The 18,326-nt window shown below is 65.5% G+C and carries 13 protein-coding genes; 6 read left to right on the top strand and 7 right to left on the bottom strand.

The window, feature by feature from the left end; translation table 11 throughout:
• Nucleotides 1-42 precede the first annotated feature (42 nt).
• Together HNP60_RS05745 and HNP60_RS05740 are read left to right on the top strand one after the other, a co-directional pair.
• A complete protein-coding gene (locus HNP60_RS05745; protein ID WP_014075566.1) occupies nt 43-2,574 on the top strand; it encodes a TonB-dependent receptor in 2,532 nt (843 codons plus the stop codon).
• Nucleotides 2,575-2,782: 208 nt separating this feature from the next.
• Nucleotides 2,783-3,706, top strand: a complete 924-nt coding sequence (locus tag HNP60_RS05740) for a TauD/TfdA dioxygenase family protein (RefSeq protein ID WP_184151319.1) — start codon at nt 2,783-2,785, stop codon at nt 3,704-3,706.
• Between the two features lie 78 nt (nt 3,707-3,784).
• On the opposite strand, the gene bcp is transcribed toward HNP60_RS05740, so the two are convergent.
• The 3 genes from bcp to HNP60_RS05725 all read right to left on the bottom strand — a co-directional run bounded on the left by bcp (nt 3,785) and on the right by HNP60_RS05725 (nt 8,030).
• The gene (bcp, locus tag HNP60_RS05735) at nt 3,785-4,249 is read right to left on the bottom strand and encodes a thioredoxin-dependent thiol peroxidase (protein ID WP_184151316.1); all 465 of its coding nucleotides are present in this window, start codon (nt 4,247-4,249) and stop codon (nt 3,785-3,787) included.
• Nucleotides 4,250-4,291: 42 nt separating this feature from the next.
• The gene (locus tag HNP60_RS05730; protein ID WP_184151314.1) at nt 4,292-6,982 is read right to left on the bottom strand and encodes a bifunctional [glutamine synthetase] adenylyltransferase/[glutamine synthetase]-adenylyl-L-tyrosine phosphorylase; all 2,691 of its coding nucleotides are present in this window, start codon (nt 6,980-6,982) and stop codon (nt 4,292-4,294) included.
• A gap of 121 nt (nt 6,983-7,103) precedes the next feature.
• Complete coding sequence (locus tag HNP60_RS05725; RefSeq protein ID WP_184151311.1) at nt 7,104-8,030, bottom strand: LysR family transcriptional regulator; 927 nt, start codon at nt 8,028-8,030, stop codon at nt 7,104-7,106.
• A gap of 110 nt (nt 8,031-8,140) precedes the next feature.
• On the opposite strand from HNP60_RS05725, the gene HNP60_RS05720 reads away from it, so the two are divergent.
• From HNP60_RS05720 to HNP60_RS05710, 3 genes are all read left to right on the top strand, one after another.
• Entirely contained in the window at nt 8,141-8,839 is a 699-nt protein-coding gene (locus HNP60_RS05720; protein WP_184050030.1) for a pirin family protein, read from the top strand.
• Between the two features lie 175 nt (nt 8,840-9,014).
• A complete protein-coding gene (locus tag HNP60_RS05715; RefSeq protein ID WP_184151308.1) occupies nt 9,015-9,944 on the top strand; it encodes a hypothetical protein in 930 nt (309 codons plus the stop codon).
• A gap of 165 nt (nt 9,945-10,109) precedes the next feature.
• Nucleotides 10,110-11,246: a GGDEF domain-containing protein gene (locus tag HNP60_RS05710; protein WP_184151305.1), complete on the top strand. Its 1,137-nt coding sequence runs from the start codon at nt 10,110-10,112 to the stop codon at nt 11,244-11,246.
• 49 nt (nt 11,247-11,295) lie between these two features.
• On the opposite strand, the gene HNP60_RS05705 is transcribed toward HNP60_RS05710, so the two are convergent.
• From HNP60_RS05705 to HNP60_RS05690, 4 genes are all read right to left on the bottom strand, one after another.
• Nucleotides 11,296-11,877 (bottom strand): nitroreductase family protein, encoded by a 582-nt coding sequence (locus tag HNP60_RS05705; protein WP_184151302.1) that lies wholly within the window; start codon nt 11,875-11,877, stop codon nt 11,296-11,298.
• Between the two features lie 72 nt (nt 11,878-11,949).
• A complete protein-coding gene (locus HNP60_RS05700; protein WP_260394720.1) occupies nt 11,950-12,384 on the bottom strand; it encodes a DoxX family protein in 435 nt (144 codons plus the stop codon).
• 382 nt (nt 12,385-12,766) lie between these two features.
• Nucleotides 12,767-14,569: an ABC transporter ATP-binding protein gene (locus HNP60_RS05695; RefSeq protein WP_184151299.1), complete on the bottom strand. Its 1,803-nt coding sequence runs from the start codon at nt 14,567-14,569 to the stop codon at nt 12,767-12,769.
• A gap of 252 nt (nt 14,570-14,821) precedes the next feature.
• A complete protein-coding gene (locus HNP60_RS05690; RefSeq protein WP_184151296.1) occupies nt 14,822-15,805 on the bottom strand; it encodes an acyltransferase family protein in 984 nt (327 codons plus the stop codon).
• Nucleotides 15,806-16,071: 266 nt separating this feature from the next.
• On the opposite strand from HNP60_RS05690, the gene HNP60_RS05685 reads away from it, so the two are divergent.
• Entirely contained in the window at nt 16,072-18,186 is a 2,115-nt protein-coding gene (locus HNP60_RS05685; RefSeq protein ID WP_184151293.1) for a PQQ-dependent dehydrogenase, methanol/ethanol family, read from the top strand.
• The last annotated feature ends 140 nt before the right edge of the window (nt 18,187-18,326 follow it).

The raw sequence follows: 18,326 nt of genomic DNA, 5'->3' as shown, positions 1-18,326 counted from the left end.
AGTTCGAGACAGCAATATTGCCGACAACAGAGGAGAGGGGATATGCGGGTTCAACACGCATGTAGTACAGCTTTGCTTGCGATTTCCACTGTTATCGCGGCGCCGGCGTGGGCTCAGGGGGAAAGCACGCCACAGGACAATCCTGGCGCCGATCCCACGGATATCATCGTCACCGCGCAGTTTCGCGAAACCCGCCTGCAGGATACACCCATCGCCATCACGGCCGTGAATGCGGCGATGCTTGAGCAGCGCGCGCAGACCAATGTCTCCGACATCGCCGCGCAGGCGCCCAACGTCACGCTTCAGCCGCAGGGACAGTTCAACGGCTCCGGGTTGGTGGCCTTCATCCGCGGTGTCGGGCAGGTCGATTTCAACTATGCGCTCGAGCCGGGCGTCGGCATCTACGTTGATGATGTCTACTATCCGACCGTCACCGGCTCGCTGCTGGACCTCATGGATCTCGACCGTATCGAGGTGCTGCGCGGACCTCAGGGCACGCTTGCGGGCAAGAACTCCATCGGCGGCGCGATCAAGCTGTTCTCCACCAAGCCGGACGGCAGCGGCCGGGGTTCCTTTCAGGTCACCTATGGCTCCTTCGACCGCGTGGAAGCGCGCGGCTTTGCCGATTTCGCGATCACCGACAAGCTGTTCGCCCGTATCGCCGGCTCCGCGCAGAGCCGGGACGGTTACGTCACGCGGCTCGATTACGGCCTGACGCATCCCGGCTCGGGTGTGCCGTCCAACAACAATACCGGCAAGGGCGTCGAACTGGGGACGCTGGGCGGCAAATCCTATGTGGCCGGGCGGCTCTCCCTGCGCTGGCTGCCCAGCGAGACCGTCGAGATCAACATTGCGGGCGACTATACGCGGGACAATTCCGAGGCCGGCGCGTCCGTGCTGCTGCATGCCGCATCCGATGCCAACGGCCAGAATCCATGGATCGATCCGATCACGGGCCTCCAGGTCACCAATCGCACGGGCACCAATGCGGACGGGCAGCCCTGGGTCGCGAACACCATCACGGGCGCACCGATCCTCTATGACTGCAAATTCGTGCCTTATGGCCGCTATAGCTGCGACACGCCGCCGGCCGGCTATGATCGTCGCTTCATCAGCTATGAGACATTCCAGGACCAGATGGCGCCGACATCGCAGTCGCCGTACAAGCCCTATGCGGTCAATCCGATCCAGCATTTCAACGGATGGGGCGTTCAGGGAACGATCGACATCGAACTCGCGCCGACGCTCAAACTGACGTCGATCACGGCCTATCGCCGTTATGATTCCTCATGGGCGCAAGGCGAGGATGGGTCTCCCCTGCCAAGCCAGCAACTGCTCCAGACCCTTGAGCACAGGATGTGGAGCGAGGAAATCCGCCTCAACGGCAGCCTTGGAGAAGGGCTGTTCGAATATACACTTGGCGGCTTCTACCATGACCAGGACGGCTCGCTGAACGCGCGCGTCGACCTCAATTATGCGGGCATCGACTTCATTCACGGCCCCGACAGCACGCCCTCGACGTCCAAGGCCCTTTATTTCAACGGCACTTTCCATGCGACGGACGCCCTCAACATCTCCGGCGGCATCCGCCACAGCTGGGATGAGAAGACGTACACCTATTTCCGCAGCAATCCCGACGGGACCATCCCCGGCCCCCTCCCCTGCGCCTTCTTCCTTGGCGCGCCGACGGCCGGCCCCACCGGCATCGGCAACGATCCCAACTGCCTGCTGCTTGGCCTCTATGACGTGAGCGACACGTTCAAGGGCGAACGCACCGACTGGCGCGTTGCGGCAGACTATCGCTTCTCCGAGGCAGCCATGGTCTACGCTCAGGTCACCACGGGCTACAAGGGCGGCGGCGTCAACCCGCGCCCCTTCTTCGGGCCATCCAGTCCCAACAATCAGCTCAAGGCGTTCAATCCCGAAACGCTCACCACTTATGAAGTGGGCTTCAAGACCGATCTGTTCGACCGCAAGTTGCGGCTCAATGGTGCGCTGTTCTTCAACAAGTACAACGACATCATCCTGACGCTCTCCGCCTGCCCGATCTCGCCTTGCCTCCAGCCGAACAATGTCGGCAAGGCGGACGTGAAGGGCGTGGAGCTGGAGTTCACGGCACGCCCCTTCGACCACTTCACCATCGATGGTTCGTTCAGTTATCTGGACTTCGAATATACCGAACTCAACGGGACCGAAGCCGAGCTGGGCGGTCTGACGCTGGACATGATCACGCCCTATACGCCCAAGTGGAAATGGAGCGGCGGCATTCAATATGACTTTCCGCTCGGCAGCGACACGCTCACAGCCCGCCTGGATGGCGATTATCAGTCCCACATGTATGCCGAAGCGATCAACGACCCGCGCTACAACAAGATCGATGGCCGCTTCCTCATGAATGCGCGCCTCGCTTATCGCACAGCCGACAATGACTGGACCTTCGCGCTGGAAGTGCGGAACCTGACGGACAAATATTACTACACCTCGCTGTTCGACCAGCATTTCAGCTCGAGTACCGTCTCGGCCGGCGTCGGCCTGCCGCGCACCTGGGCAGCGACGATCAAGCGCAACTTCTGATCGGTTCAAATCAGGGAGGGAGGGGGCCGGAACACGTTTCCGGCCCCATTCTCATATACGGCCCGTCTCGATGAGCATATTTACAAATGGTTCGATCTTGAATTAATAGAAGACACATAAATAGGTGACAAGCCTCGCTGGCGCAGGGACGGACGTGGACGCTGCGTCTGTTCGGGCATGCCAGACCGCGAAACGCAGGAGACGAGCCATGGAAGTGAGTAAGCTACACCCCGTTTTTGGCGGCGAGATCATTGGCGCGGATCTGTCCCAGGAGCCGGACCCGTCCCTCGTCACGTTCATCGAAGATGCGATGAGGCAGTACGGCGTGGTCTGCATTCGCAACCAGCACCATATCAGCGATGCCGACCATCTGCGCTTTGCCCGCGCCTTCGGTCCGCTGGAGCTGCCACCGGGCTATGACGCGCGCAAGGATCAGCCGGGCCGCATGGCGCCCGAACTCTATGATGCATCGAACCTCGATGCGAACGGCGAGATCGTCGACCCCGCCTCGCTGCGCGCCAAGTTCGCGAAGGGCAATGAGATCTTCCATGCGGACAGCTCGTTCAACGATATGCCCAGCAAATGGTCGATGCTGCTCGGCCATATCGTCCCGCCGGAAAAGGGCGACACCCAGTTCGTCGATCTGCGCTATGTGTATGAGCAGCTGCCGCAGGAGACCAGGGACAGGATCCAGGATCTGGTGGCGGAACACAGCTTTCTCGCAAGCCGTATCAAGGGCGGCGTCGACCCGGAGGAGACGGAGCGTCTGCGCCAGCTGATGCCGGGCGCCAAGCAGCCGCTGGTCCGCATCAGTCCCGACGGCCGCAAATGCCTGTTCGTCGGCAGCCATGCCTATCGCGTGGTCGGGATGGATGATGCGGAAGGCGCGGCCCTGATCGAGGAATTGCTCGCCTTCGCCAGTCAGGACCGTTTCATCTATTCCCACAAATGGAAGCAGGGCGATCTGCTTATCTGGGACAATCGCTGCATGCTCCACCGCGGCACGGAATTCGATTACGCGACTTACAAGCGTGATCTGCGGCGGGCCAATGTGAATGAAAGCGGCGAGGAACGATCCGCTGTTCCAACCTCCGCATTGGTGCCGGACGCGGAGCCCGCGCCCACCATGTGAAGGCGCGGGCGCCGGTGCAGCGGCTCTTCATGGCCGCCGCCCGCGCTCCCCTTCAGGGATCCCTTGAATCCACCGTGCTCAGGCGAGCGCCTTCACGGCTTCCAGCACCTCGGCCGCGTGACCCTTCACTTTCACCTTGGGCCAGACCCGCACGATCTTGCCCTGCGCGTCCGCCACAAAGGTGGCGCGCTCGATGCCCATATATTTGCGCCCGTACAGGCTTTTCTCCACCCAGGTCCCGAACGCCTCGCATACGCTGCCATCGCCATCCGAAGCGAGCGTCACGGCGAGGCCACGCTTGTCAGCGAAACGCCTGAGCTTTGCCGTCGGGTCCTTCGACACGGCGATGACCGGCACGCCCAGCCCCGCGAACGTCTCTGCGAGGTCGGTGAAGTCGATCGCTTCCGTCGTGCAGCCGGGGGTGTCCGCCTTGGGATAGAAATAGATCACGAGCGGCTTGCCGCGATAGTCGCCAAGGCGGATCGGGGTGTCATCCGCCCCCGTCAGCGTGACGTCCGGCAGCATGTCTCCTTCACTGAGCATTTCCTGTCCTTTCCCTGCATGATCGGATGCGCAACCGGCACCTTATGCGGCGGAGTCTTCCACCAGCCGATTCCAGCTCGTGCCGATGACCTGCCGCGCTTCTTCGATTCGGGCAAGCAGGCCGGCCCAGTCGTCCACGCCGCATGCCCGTGCCACGAGCCAGCGGCTTTCCGCGGCCGGTTCGGTGGAACTGGGCGTCACTAGCCGGGAAACGACCAGATAGCGCGTGAGCAGGTCCGCCGCGCCCACCAGCCGCGCGTCGAGCAGACCGGCGCCCGTCAGCTTCTTCAGCGCGATGTTCAGGCTCGGCGAGAAGCCGGTGCGATGCGTGAGCTGAGTCACGTGGATCAGGAACTCGAGATCGACCAGCCCGCCCTGCACCAGCTTGACATCCAGCGGACCGGCGGGCGGCTTATGTTGCGCAATATCGCCGCGCATTTTCACGGCGTCGCGCCGCAGGGCAGCCGGGTCGCGCGGCCGCATCAGTGCCTCGTCAATGATCCGTTCCAGCTCAGCCCTTGCTGCGGCGGAACCGAAGACCGGCCGTGCGCGCGTGAGTGCCAGATGCTCCCATGTCCACGCGCTTTCGGCCTGATAGCGCGCGAAGCTCTCGAAGCTGACCGCCAGGGGTCCCTGATTGCCGGATGGGCGCAGCCTCGTATCGACTTCGTACAGGGCGCCGGCCGCCGTCGGCACCGAAAGCGCGTTGATGACGCGCTGCGAAAGCCGGTTGTAATAGAGCGTGGCGCCGAGCGGGCGGCGGCCACCCGATTCCGACCTGTAATCACCCGTGAACAGGAAAACGACGTCCAGGTCCGAGGCATGGGTGAGCAGTCCACCACCAAAGCGGCCGAGCGCGAGGATCACCAGTTCGCTGTCGGCCACGTGGCCATGGGCCTGGGCGAATTCCGCGATGGCGGCATCGGCGAGCACGTCCACCGCCGCTTCGGCGACACGGGCATAGCCTCGCCCGACTTCCAGCGGATCGACCTCGCGCGAGATGATCTGCACGCCGAGCGCAAAACGCCGCTCGCTCACCACGTGGCGGACATGATCCAGCCGTTGCTGGAAGTCCTCGCTCGTATCCCGCGCGCGCATGTCCGCGACGAGCGCGGGCACATCGGGTGGAAGGTCGAGTGCGCTTGCATCGATCAGGCCATCGAAAAGAGCGGGTTGCCGCCCGAGCGCATCGGCGAGCGCCGGCGTGTGCGACAGAATGAGCACCAGCAGTTCCGCCAGGCCGGGCCGGGCGACCAGCAGCCGCAGCAGATTGACCGCGCTGGGCAGGCCGGAAATCACCTGATCGAGTTTGTTGAGCGCATTCAGCGGGGCGGGCGCGTGGGCGATCTCGCGCATCAGTCCGGGGAGGAGTTCTTCGAGCGCTTCCCGCGCGGCCGTGCTGCGCAGCGGGCGCAGGCTGCCGTCGCGCCAACGGGCAATGCGCTGCACGAAGGGGTCCGTATCCTCGATGCCCATGTCGCGCAGACGCTCGGCGAGCGCCCGCTCATCGCCGGGCAGAGCAGCGTCGCCTTCCGGCTCCTCGCCCACAAGACCGTCAAAGATCAGACCCGTGGTTTCCACATGGGGCGCCAGCGCGTCGAGCAGCTCCTGCCCCTCCTCCAGCCCCGCAAGCCGGGCGACGTTGCGGAGCGCGCCCGCCGAATCCGGAAGACTGTGGGTCTGGCGGTCATCCACCATTTGCAGCCGGTGTTCGATCGTCCGCAAGGCCACATAGGCCGCATCCAGATGCGCCACCGCATCGGGCGGAATCAGCCCGGCATCGCCAAGCGCACGCAGGGCGGCGCGGGTCGCGGGCTGGCGCAGGGCGGGATTGCGCCCTCCGTGAATGAGTTGATGCGCTTGCGCAAAAAACTCCACTTCGCGGATGCCACCGCGCCCGCGCTTGAGATCGAAACCCGGACCGAAGCGCTGGCCGCTGGCATAATGCGCGCGGATGCGCCGCGACACGTCGCTGATCGCGCGGATAGCACCGAAATCAAGGCTGCGTCGCCACACGAACGGGCGGATCGCCGAGAGGAAGTTGCGGCCCAACGCGAGATCGCCCGCAGCCGCCCGGGCGCGAATGAAAGCCGCCTGCTCCCAGCCGATCGCCGCGCTCTCATAATAGGAAATCGCCGCGTCCACCGGGAGGATGATCGGAGACACTTCCGGCGAGGGCCGCAACCGCAGATCGACGCGAAAAACATAGCCATCGCCAGTGCGCTCGGACAGGAGCGCGACCAGTCGCCGGGCAAGGCGCAGCGCCGCTTCCTGCGGCTCCTCGCGCCCGCGCGTGGGGATCGTCCGGGGATCGAAGACAAGGATCGGATCGATGTCCGAGGAATAATTGAGCTCCCGGCTGCCATGCTTACCCAGCGCGATCACGGCGATGCCGCGCGCTTCGTCGTCGGGATAGCGTTCAGCGAAGGCCGCAGCGAGCGCATCGCCGATCGCCTCGTCCGCGAAATCGGAAAGATGGCGCGTTACCGCGTCCAGATCCCACGCACCCGACAGGTCGGCCAGCGCTGCGACCAGCGCGACGGCCCCGCGCCGCGACCGCAGGCGCCGGTCGACCGGCTCATCTGATGCGAGCGAACGCGCGGCCTGCCAGGCCTCATCCAGCGCGCCCGCACTCACGAGCGCGACGAGGTCGGGATGAGAGGCGATCAACCGGGCCAGGAAAGGCGAGCAGGCCCGTGCCCTTTCCAGCGCATCGCTTGTCTCTGCCTTCATGTCCCTCGTCCTCTCCGCATCTTTCCTCCCTCGCCGCCCGCGCCCGTGGTTCGGGCCGACCTAGCGTCCGGCCCGTGCGGCGACAAGCGGCGCGGCCGCCGGATGCCGCCCGCCCCTGCGTTCACACGTCCGGCAGGATGCCATGGTCGTCTTCCGCGCCGAGATCGATGAAGCGCTGCATGAGCCACGACGCCGCCGGGCCGGGCGGTGCATCCCGGCGACTGATGGCGGAGAAGCGATAAAGGCCGCCGGGCGCATCGGGCAGTGCAAGGCGCACCAGCGTGCCGGCCACGAGGTCGCTCTCCACCATCGGCAGCGGCATGTTGCCCCAGCCGATCCCTTCGCGCAGCAACGCATGCTTGGCGCCCAGATCAGAGAGGCGCCAGGTATGGGCACTGTTGACGGCGAAGTCCCGCCCCTCCGTCAGGGGCGAGCGATCGGCCAGCACGAGCTGGACATGCTCCCTCGCGGCGCCCGGCAGAAGGGTTTCTGCCCTGGCCAACGGATGGTCGGGCGCCGAGACCGGCACCAGCGCCACGGAGCCGACGGCACAACGCTCCAGCCCTTCGATCTGCGCCGCGACCGGACCGGCGATGCCGAGGTCCGCCCGCCCCTCCAGCACCAGAGCCGCCACCGCCCCCAAGCCCTCGACATGAAGGCGGAGAGACACAGTCGGGAACTGCGTCCGAAAGCTGCGAAGGATCAGGGCAAGCCGTTCGGCGGGCAACATCACATCGACCACGAGACTGACTTCCGCTTCCAGCCCTTCCAGCAGCCCTTTCACCTTGGCGCGCAAGGCGTCGATCCCTGTCGAGACGGTTCGCGCCTCGGCAAGAACGGCTTTACCGGCGGGCGTGAGCTGCGGTTTCCTCGTCCCTTCCCGCTCGAAGAGACTGAGCCCAAGCTGGGCCTCAAGATTGGCGATGCCATAGCTGATGACCGACACGGCCCGGTTGAGCTTGCGCCCGGCGGCCGCGAAACTCCCCGTCTCGACGACCGTCAGGAAGATGCGGAGCTGATCGAATGTAGGCGTGCCAGGGTTCGACATTTCAATTTTCCAGAACGTTCCCGACGAACTTATCCGACTTATCCGGACAAGCAAGCCGCCTTATCTCGGCCTCAAGCGGACGAAACCCCGTCCCACCGAGGAGACACGAGATGATTGAACTGCGCCCCTTTGAGAGCCTTGGCGGCGAGAACCATGGCTGGCTGGATGCCAAGCATCACTTCTCTTTCGCCAATTACCAGGACCCGCGCCGCGTGCACTGGGGCAATCTGCGCGTCTGGAACGACGACACGATCCAGCCCGGCACCGGCTTCCCCCCGCATCCGCACCGCGACATGGAAATCATCACTTATGTCCGCAAGGGCGCGATCACCCACCAGGACAGCCTTGGCAACAAGGGCCGGACCGAAGCAGGCGACGTGCAGGTCATGTCCGCCGGCACGGGCATCCGTCACTCGGAGTACAACATGGAGGATGAAGTGACGCAGATCTTTCAGATCTGGATCATCCCCACCCGTGACGGCGAGCAGCCGAGCTGGGGCGCACGCCCGTTCCCCAAGGCGGACAGGGCGGGCCAGTTCGTGGTGCTGGCAAGCGGCTACGACAATGACGACGATGCTCTGCCGATCCGCACCAATGCCCGCGTGATCGGAGCGACGATCAAGGCCGGCGAGACGCTGTCCTATCCGCTCGGCGCGGATCGCAAGGCCTATCTCGTGCCCGCCACCGGCGCGGTCGAGATCGATGGCGTGCGGGTGAACGCGCGCGACGGCGCCGCGATCGCGGAGCTGGACACGTTGCGCATCACCGCGATCGAGGACAGCGAGATCGTGTTCGTCGACGCGGCCTGAGAGGTCAATGCCGGGAAACCGGCCTGCCCCCTCCCCCCAGGCCATGTCCCGGGAAGAGGCGTCCCCCGCGGGGGGGCGCCTCTTCACTATCCTGCGGATACTGGCGGCAGCCTCGGAAAGCGGATAGGCTGAGATTATAGAACGGGAAGCACGAAAGACGATGATGGCCCTCGACATGAGGCAGGCGCTGAAACTGATGGCCATGGGTGCCGCCCTTTTGGGCAGCGCCGCATCCGCTTCCCAGGAGAACTCCAAGGGTGATGATCGCGACGAAAGCGACGACATTCTCGTGACCGGCGCGCGGCAGACGCGCGAGGAAAGCCGGAAGGCGGCGGTCGACTTCCTGAGGAAGACCGGCGCGGCGACGACCTTCAAGCAGGTCGCGCGATGGGTGGAACCGGTCTGCCCGAGGGCCTTCGGCCTTTCATCCGAGCATGCGACGCTGGTCGAAGCGAAAGTACGGGCGATCGCTGCCGACGCCGGCGCGCCCGTGGCACCGGCCGAGTGCAAGGCCAATATCGCTATCACCTTCACCATGGATGGCGGACGCTTCGTGCGCACGCTCTCCCGCCGCGCGCCGCGGCAGTTCACCCGGGTGTCACCCGCCCGCATGCGCGAACTGCGCGAAGGCGAGGAACCGGTGCGCTGGTGGTATGGCGATGCCATCCAGGCGAAAGGTACATCCGGCAGCGGCGACACCCCGGCACCATGGACCGGCGGGGAAGGCGGAGGCAGCGGATCGGCTCTGCCGCTGGTGGACGGCGCGCCATCGCTCAACCAATATGGGTCCAGCCTGATCTCCACCGGGGCCGTGCGGGCGCTCGTGCAGGCGACCGTGGTCATCGATGTATCCAGGGTGGAGGGCTTGCCGCTCGATACGGTGGCTTCCTATGCCGCGATGGTCTCGCTCGCCGAGATCAATGCCCTGGACGACCCGCCCGCCCAATCCATCCTGGGTCTCTTTGGAAGCGGCCCAAATGTGCAGGCCGTCACGCAAGAAGATGCCACCTTCCTGAGCGCGCTCTATGCCCTTCCCCTCGATCGCCTGCCCCGGCGCCAGAGGGGTGCGCTCATCCGGGCAATGACCGAGGACCCCGGCGGCTGACGCTGCGGAATCGGCTGGTCGCAGAAACGCAGCTGAGGTAAAAGCCTTAAATATTTCGACACCTTGACTCGTTACCACGATGTCGAACCATGCCCGCACCCCGGTCGCAGCGTCGACGGTTTTCAGGCACTGCCATCTTGAAGAGTTGCAGACGCATCCACTGCCATGAAGAACCGAATCCCATCCAACCGCGCGGTCCCCGAGGCTGTCGAAATCGAGCTGATCCGCAGCCTGTTTCACGCCTTCCTCCCGTCATCGATCATGACGCTGGGTTTCATTGCCTCGGGCGTGGTGGTCTATACCCGCACCCAGGACGGCATCATGCTGGGCCTGCTCGTCGCCGGGGCGTTCGCATCCATGGCGCGTCTGCTGGTCGCCTGGCAGCTGGCGCTCCGAGCGGCCGAACCGCGCCTCACGCTCAACGAGGCCCGCTGGCTCGAACGCCGTTTCGCCATCCCTTATCTGAGCTTCGCCATCCTGCTCGGCCTTTTCGGCGTTCGTGCCTTCATGCTGCCCTTCCCTGATATCCACATGCTCACCATCGCGCTGCTGATCGGCTACTGCGCGGGCGTGGCGGTCGGCATTGGCCTGCGGCTGTGGATCGCGGTGCCGAGCATGCTGATCTCGACGGTCCCGGCCATTCTCGTTGCGCTGCTCCAGCAAGACGCGATTTATTGGGTCATGAGCGCCCTCGTCGCGGGATTGCTCGCGGGAGGAACGCATAGCCTGCACAGCCGCCATGGCCGGCTGGTCAGGGACATCGGCCTGCGCCTCGCCTTTGCCAATCTCGCGCGGAAGGATGCGCTGACGGCGCTGCCGAACCGCATCGCCCTGCGCGAATGGTATGAGGAACGCGTGGCGCTGGGCGGCGCCGGCCTGATCGCGGTGCACTATATCGATCTCAACGACTTCAAGCCGGTGAATGACAGCTATGGTCATCCGGTCGGCGACGCGCTGCTCACGATCGTAGGCAAGCGGATCATCCGTTCCCTGCGCGAGACGGACATCGCGGCGCGCCTGGGCGGCGACGAGTTCGCGGTCATTCAATATGGCATCAACAATGCCGAGGAAGCGGAGAAGCTGGCCGGACGGCTCGCCGAAGCGATCGCGCGGCCGTTCCAGATCGGCGAGCACACGATCAGCATCTCGACGGGTCTCGGCTTCGTCGTGGCGGACGGACGGGAGGAGGACCTGGAGCATCTGCTCGGCCTCGCCGACCAGGCGCTCTATGCCAGCAAGCGCGCGGGGACAATCGTCCAGTATGAAGCGGTCGAGGCGCTGCAGACACGGGCGGTCGCCTGACCCGGTGCGCCCGAAGCGCATTCCCCGAAGGGAATGCGCCGGTCTTTGGTCAGGCGACGAACTTGCCGGGATAAGCGATCTCGGCCAGCGGCTTGCGGTCGCTGGGCACTTCCCGCTCGCGCAGGCCTTCAGGCAGGACCGAGGGATCGGTCGCGCGGCCGATCGCGGCGGCGGCTTCCACGCGGAAACGCTCCGGCACTGCCAGCAGGTCGCGCGCCTTGTCGAAATCGATGCCGGTCATGCCGTGCGCATGATAGCCCAGCATGTGCGCCTGAAGCCCGATCTGCGCCCAGGCGGCACCGGTATCGAAGCTGTGGCTGTGCGAGGGATTGGCGCTTTCGGGCAGTTGCATCAGCGTGTCGGAGACGAAGAACAGCAGCACCGAGGCATTCTTCGCCCAGCTCTGGTTGAACGGCACGAGGATGGACAGGAAGGTCTCCCAGTTCGCATCGCCATTCACCGCATAGAGGATGCGCCAGGGCTGGTAATTATAGGCGGACGGAGCCCAGCGGCCGGCATCGAGAATGGTGCGCAGGTCCGCTTCCGGCAAGGCGCTGCCATCGAAGGCGCGCGGGGACCAGCGATCGAGAAACAGTTTGTCGAGCGCAGTGTCGGTGGTGCGGTTGGTCATGATGGATCTCCGGGAAATGGGGCAGCGCGCCCGCCTGTTGGAAGCGGGGCACTGCCGGTGGTGATGGATGGTTCAGCGGCGGGCATCGAGGGCGAGCGCGCCGGCACCGTGGGCGACCAGCTGGGCCAGGCCGCCGGCGATGGCGATATTCTTGAAGAAATGGATGAACTGGTTCTGGTCACCGATATTCGCATGGAAGAAGATCGCGGTCGCGATCGAGAACAGCGCGAGCGCGGCAGCGGCCAGACGGGTGCGATACCCCACGACCAGAAAGACGCCGCCGACAATCTCTACAAGGATGGCGATGGCAAGGGCAAGCTGCACGAAAGGCAGACCAACCGCTTCGATATAAGCGATGCTCGCTTCCGGCGCGGCGACCTTGGAAAGGCCGCTCAGGATGAAGATCGGGGCAAGCGCAAGACGTCCGGCAAGGGACAGCCACTGGACAGAACAGGACACCCAAATACGGGGTTCAGGCCGGGGGACCTGAATGGAGGATGTGGTCATTGGAAACTCCCTGTTCGAAAGGCGCGGAAAGCACCGCTGAAGGCCTTCTAGCGCGGGAGTCCTTGCCGGATCAGTGGGATAAATCGAGACAGACTTTTCAGGAAAATAGAAATGCCAGCGTGCCGAATTGGCAGATTTCCGCGGGATTTCACGAATCCTGCGGGCCGCCTTCCTGCCTCAGTCGCACAAGAGCCTCCGCCCTGGGGGGAGAGGCGTGGGCGGACCAAGGCAAGCGAGAAGCTCACGCCCGCGGGCTTACCCCTCCCTTTCCCGGCTGCGCTTGGGGCGCGGCGTGAGGCAGAAGAATACGGACACTTTCCCGACCCGCCCTGCGCGCTCCCGCCCCGGCACCGTGAAGCCGGGACAGGAGCGCCCTCCACCGCTACCCCGCCTCGCCGATCAGGACCGGCTCGGCGGTGCCGGACTGATGCTCGAACAGGCGGCGATACTGGCCGCCTTCCAGCCGGAGCAGTGACTCGTGGGTGCCATCCTCGACGATCCGCCCCGCATCGAACACCACGATCCGGTCCAGCGCGCGCACGGTGGAGAGGCGGTGCGCGATGACGATCGCCGTACGCCCGGCCATCAGCCGCTGGAGCGCATCCTGAATCAGCACTTCCGATTCCGAATCGAGGCTGGAGGTCGCCTCGTCGAGGATCAGGATCGGCGCGTCAGCCAGGAAGGCACGGGCCAGCGCCACGCGCTGCCGCTCGCCGCCCGAGAGCTTCACGCCCCGCTCACCGACCAGCGTGCGATAGCCGCGCGGCAGCCGCGCGACGAAGCCATGCGCATTGGCAAGTTCCGCGGCCCGCTCGATGTCCGCCATCGTCGCGTCCGGCCGACCATAAGCGATGTTCTCGGCCAGCGTGCGGTGGAACAGGATGGGCTCCTGCGCCACGATGGCGATGTTGCGCCGCAGGCTCGCCTGCGTGACGGCACGCACATCCTGCCCGTCGATGAGCACGCGCCCGTCCGTCACGTCATAAAGGCGCTGCACCAGCTTGACGAAGGTCGTCTTGCCCGAGCCGGAGCGGCCGACGAGCCCCACGCGCTGCCCCGCCGGAATGGTGATATCCAGCGCCTCGTAAAGCGGCTTTTCATGCCCGCCATAGCGGAAGGTCACCCGATCGAAGCGGATCTCGCCCCGCTCCACCCGGATGGGCTGCGCGCCGGCGCGATCCGCGATGCCCAGCGGCTCGTCATGCATGCGCACCAGCTCTTCCATGTCGTTCACCGAGCGCTGGAGATGCGTGACGTGCTGGCCGATATCGCGCAGATAGCCGTGGATGACGAGATAGGTAGTGAGCACGTAGATGATGTCCCCGGTCGTCGCCTCGCCGCGCCACCAGAGCCACAGCGCCCCGCCCGTGACCGTGGCACGCACCATCCAGAGCAGCGCGGTCTGCACCGCGTTGCCGACCGTCCCGAAGATCCAGGTCCGCCGGGTGCGCTGCCGCCACTTGCCAACCACCTGCGCCACGCGCACATCCTCGCGCTGCTCGGCGCCGAAGCCCTTCACCACGCTGTTCGCGCCGATGGAATCGGCCAGCATGCCGCCCAGCGCGGTATCCCAGCGATTGGACAATGTGGCCGCCGGCGCGACGATCCGCGTCGAGAACCAGACGACGAAGCCGATATAGACCGCCGAGCCCAGCGCCATGGCGAGCCCCAGCACCGGCCAGTGCCACGCCAGCAGCGCCATCGTGCCGCCAAGCACGAGCAGCGCCGGGAACAGGCCGAGCAGCAGCACGTCATCCAGAAGATCGAGCGCCCACATGCCGCGCGTGATCTTGCGGACGACCGAGCCGGAGAAGCTGTTCGCATGCCAGTCGGTCGAGAAGCGCTGGACGCGCTGGAACGCCTCGTTGCCGATATCCTGCATGACGCGCAGAGTAAGGCCGATGATGCCGAAGATCGCGGCGCGCCCGAAGACGACCGGCCCGAGCGCCAGCGCCGTCATGGCGAGGAAGGCCTGCAATGCCTCGGCCCGGCCGGCGACGCCCTTCTGCAAGGCATCGGTCAGCCGGCCGGCGAACAGCGGCACCAGCATCTCCGCCGCCGTGCTGATGACCAGCACGACCATGATGAAGGCGACCCAGCCCTTGTGCCGGGCCCAGTGCCTGAAAGTGAAACCGAGGCCGAGACGGATCGCGTCCGCGCGGCGCGTTGCGCGTGGGTTGGTCATGACGATGATGCAGGCACGCGGCGGGCGTGCCATCCCCTTATGGTGCTGAAAAGATCACGAAGGCGGCGGCAGGAAAGCCACCGGAACGAGCGTCAGGCCTTGCCGGGCCCGCGTCGGGAGCTGCGCATGTGCATGGACGGATTAGCCATCAATTGCCCTCCCTGGCTGGCGTGATCGATGCGCCTGGATAACCCGAATCGCCGCAAGCGTCAATTCGCCCTCGCAGGTGCAGCATGGGGCGGGGGATTGCCGCTACGAGAGTGCGGCGGCACTCCGCGCGCGCGATGCGCCGGGAAGCACCCAGAGCGCCGCCCCCGCGAGGGCAATGAGCGCGCACGGCAGGGGCGGGATGCCGAGCAGGTCGCCCATCTGGAGGATGGGAAAATGGATCGCATAAAGCGGGAAGGACAAGGCCCCGAGGAACGCGGCGCTGCCTTCCCGGGCATCGCCGAGACCGGAAACCAGCATGAGCGGTCCGCCGACGAACAGGAAGGGCAGCGGCCAGCCGGCAAAAGGCACCAACGCCACGAGCAGGCAATAGGTTGGCAGCATGAGGACGCCGACCGTCAGCGGCACCCGGAAAGGTGGCCGGTCCCCCCAGAGCCGGAAAGCGATCACGCCCACGAGATAGGCCATGACGACCCGGAAGATGACCGCCACCTGCATGGCCGGCGTCGTCTCCCCCAGAATGCGGGGATAGCCCAGCCACGCATAAGCGAGGAGGAAGCAGGCCGTGCAGCCCGCCAGCACCAGCGCGAGGGCGGCCGTGCCGCGCCGCGCGAACAGCGCGCCATGGAGCGCATTGGCGAGCAGCTCGTAGAAGATGGACCATGCCGGCAGGTTGAACATGTAGGGAACCGTGCCGCTGCCCGGCAGCAGGACCAGCGCGAAGGCATAGGCCAGCAGGAGATCGAGGCTGAGCCCATGATGGAACAGCTGGACGCCAAGCCCCAGAGTGGCGCCCACCGCCATCATCGGCCAGAGGCGGCGATAGCGCCGCGCGAGAAAGCCCGCCGGCGTGATCCGCCCGTCCGACAGGCGCCGCTCATAAGTGCGCGCCATGACGAAGCCGGAGAGCATGAAGAAAAAATCGACCGCCAGATGCCCGCCCGCAAAGCCGACGGCATGCATGAACAGCACGACGATGGCCGCGACGCCCCGGAGAAGATCGAGCCCGGCCAGCCGATCCTCGACCTCAGCAATCGGTGCGGCGCGCTTGTCGGTCAATCCTGTCATCCCCTGAAGGAGCCGAATGGGCGGCGTCTTCCTAGCCGGACCGATGTTGAGAAACGGCTAATGCGGGATGGGCGGGCGCTCCGTCGCCCCCTTCGCGAGCGACTGAGTGGACTGTCCGCCGCCTCGAGTGCCAGCAGGGTCAAGGGGTGCGTCCGTCACGGGCAAGGCCGGACCGTTGGCAGCGCCGCCCGGCTGCGGCATAGCCGGGAAGCTGCCGCGCGAGGCCCTGCCCCGGTCTGCCGGCGGCTGCGCGAAGGGGAGAGGACATGACGCATCGCCTGATCGGAGCACTGGCCGTGGCGGCCCTGCTCGGCACCACGGCCTATCAGGCCAGCGCCGGCGACGGCGGACGAGCCGGCGCCGGGACTGTCGGGCAGGGCATCGACCATGACCGCATGGTGAATGCCGATGCGCATCCCGGCCAGTGGGCCAGCTACAGCCGGACATGGGACGAGCAGCGCTACAGCCCGCTCGACCAGATCAACGACGGCAATGCGCAGGATCTGGGCCTCGCCTGGTATGACGATCTGGAGACCTATCGCGGCGTGCAGGCAAGCCCGCTGGTCATCGACGGCGTGCTCTACAACGAGACGATCTTCAACGTCGTCACGGCCTATGACGCCAGGACCGGCCGCAAGCTCTGGACCTACGACCCCGGGGTGGGCAAGGAATGGGCGGGCCTCGCCTGCTGCGGCCCTTCCTCGCGCGGGATCGCGGCCTGGGGCGACAGCATCATCATCGGCGCGCTCGACGGGCGGCTGATCGCCATCGACAGGCATAGCGGCAAGGAGATCTGGTCCGCCCAGACATTCGACCGCAAGGACCAGTATTCGATCACCGGCGCCCCGCGCGTGTATGATGGCAAGGTCATCATCGGCAATGGCGGCGCGGACTATGGCTCGCGCGGCTTCGTCGTTGCTTATGACGCGGCAACCGGCAAGCGGCTGTGGAAATTCTACATCGTGCCGACCGACCCGGCGAAGGGCCCGGACGGCGAAGCCTCCGACAGCGCGATGAGGATCGCCCAGCCGACCTGGCACGGCAAGTTCTGGGAAGCGGGCGGCGGCGGCAATGCCTGGGACAGCTTCGCTTATGATCCCAAGCTCAACCTCGTCTACATCGGCACCGGCAACGGCAGCCCGCACATGTGGCATTTCCGCAGCGAGGGCAAAGGCGACAACCTGTTCCTCTGCTCCATCGTCGCAGTCGATGCGACCACCGGCGCATACAAGTGGCACTATCAGATGGTGCCCGAGGAGGACTGGGACTATACCTGCACCCAGCCGATGGTGCTCGCCGATATGAAGATCAAGGGACGCACGCGGCAGGTCATCATGCAGGCGCCCAAGAACGGCTTCTTCTATGTGCTGGACCGGGGCACGGGCCAACTGATCTCGGCGAAATCCTATGTCTCGGTGAACACATGGGCCAGCCATGTCGACATGAAGACCGGGCGCCCGGCGGTGCTGCCCACGGCCCACAACACCACCACCCCGCATCTCATGAACCCGAGCTGGATGGCCGCCCACACCTGGCACCCGATGAGCTACAGCCCGAAGACCGGGCTCGTCTATCTCTCGGCGCAGGAACAGGCCGCGATCTATGCACGGGCGGAGGACGGCCAGTATCGTTATGTGAAGGGCCGCAACAATACCGGGCAGGACCATGCCAGCCAGCCCGAGCTGCGCAAGGCGCTGATGAAGGAGGTCCTCGCCAGCGAGAAGGGCTATCTGCTCGCCTGGGACCCGGTGAAGCAGCGCGAGGCCTGGCGCGTGAGCTATCCCCTGCCCGGCTCGGGCGGCGTGCTGACCACGGCGGGCAACATCCTGGTGCAGGGGACGATCAACCGGACGCTCGCCATCTACCGCGCCGACAATGGCCTCAAGCTCTGGGAAATGAATATCGACCAGGCGCCGGTGGCGGGCGCGATCACTTACATGGTCGATGGCGAGCAATATATCGCGATCAATGCCGGATGGGGCGGCTCACCGGTCTACAATCTCAACCGGGACGGGCCCTTCCGCTTCGCCACCGCCAAGCTGATGGTCTTCAAGCTCGGCGCGAAGGGCGTCACGCTGCCGCCAATGCCTCCCGCGACGCAGGACGCCTATCTGCCGCGCGAGCGCATCCCCGCCGACGTCGCCGCGCGCGGCGCCACGCTCTACGGCGAGAGCTGCAACCGCTGCCACGGCGACAACGCGACCGGCGGCATCAAGGACCTGCGCAAGATGAACAAGGAGGCGCATGACAGCTTCCTGGACATCGTGCTCAGGGGCACCCGCCTCCACAACGGCATGCCAAGCTTCGAGGGCGTGCTGACCGAAGCGCAGGCGAAGGACATCCACGGCTACCTCATCACCCGGGCGCAGGAGGACTGGTGAGGGGATGGGGTGCGGGTTTGGAGGGGGGGCGCCAGTGGTGAGCTGCGCTTCTGTGCCCCTGCGTTGTGAAAGGAGGGTACAACCGAATGGTGTGATTTTGCGGCCAGCCCCTCAAGAAACAAAACCATGAAGGTTGTCTC

This window comes from Sphingobium lignivorans, from assembly GCF_014203955.1.
In the GTDB taxonomy this organism is placed as follows: Bacteria; Pseudomonadota; Alphaproteobacteria; order Sphingomonadales; family Sphingomonadaceae; genus Sphingobium; species Sphingobium lignivorans.
The sequence above is the reverse complement of the archived record's forward strand: the minus strand, read 5'-3'. Positions and strand labels throughout refer to the sequence as shown.

Excerpts from the sequence above, each read along its gene's own strand:
- HNP60_RS05720 (WP_184050030.1), top strand. The coding sequence starts at position 8,141 with ATGATTGAACTGCGCCCCTTTGAGAGCCTTGGCGGCGAGAACCATGGC.
- HNP60_RS05700 (WP_260394720.1), bottom strand. The coding sequence starts at position 12,384 with ATGACCACATCCTCCATTCAGGTCCCCCGGCCTGAACCCCGTATTTGG.
- HNP60_RS05710 (WP_184151305.1), top strand. The coding sequence starts at position 10,110 with ATGAAGAACCGAATCCCATCCAACCGCGCGGTCCCCGAGGCTGTCGAA.
- HNP60_RS05745 (WP_014075566.1), top strand. The coding sequence starts at position 43 with ATGCGGGTTCAACACGCATGTAGTACAGCTTTGCTTGCGATTTCCACT.
- HNP60_RS05725 (WP_184151311.1), bottom strand. The coding sequence starts at position 8,030 with ATGTCGAACCCTGGCACGCCTACATTCGATCAGCTCCGCATCTTCCTG.
- HNP60_RS05695 (WP_184151299.1), bottom strand. The coding sequence starts at position 14,569 with ATGACCAACCCACGCGCAACGCGCCGCGCGGACGCGATCCGTCTCGGC.
- HNP60_RS05690 (WP_184151296.1), bottom strand. The coding sequence starts at position 15,805 with ATGACAGGATTGACCGACAAGCGCGCCGCACCGATTGCTGAGGTCGAG.
- HNP60_RS05730 (WP_184151314.1), bottom strand. The coding sequence starts at position 6,982 with ATGAAGGCAGAGACAAGCGATGCGCTGGAAAGGGCACGGGCCTGCTCG.
- HNP60_RS05740 (WP_184151319.1), top strand. The coding sequence starts at position 2,783 with ATGGAAGTGAGTAAGCTACACCCCGTTTTTGGCGGCGAGATCATTGGC.
- HNP60_RS05705 (WP_184151302.1), bottom strand. The coding sequence starts at position 11,877 with ATGACCAACCGCACCACCGACACTGCGCTCGACAAACTGTTTCTCGAT.
- HNP60_RS05685 (WP_184151293.1), top strand. The coding sequence starts at position 16,072 with ATGACGCATCGCCTGATCGGAGCACTGGCCGTGGCGGCCCTGCTCGGC.
- bcp (WP_184151316.1), bottom strand. The coding sequence starts at position 4,249 with ATGCTCAGTGAAGGAGACATGCTGCCGGACGTCACGCTGACGGGGGCG.
- HNP60_RS05715 (WP_184151308.1), top strand. The coding sequence starts at position 9,015 with ATGAGGCAGGCGCTGAAACTGATGGCCATGGGTGCCGCCCTTTTGGGC.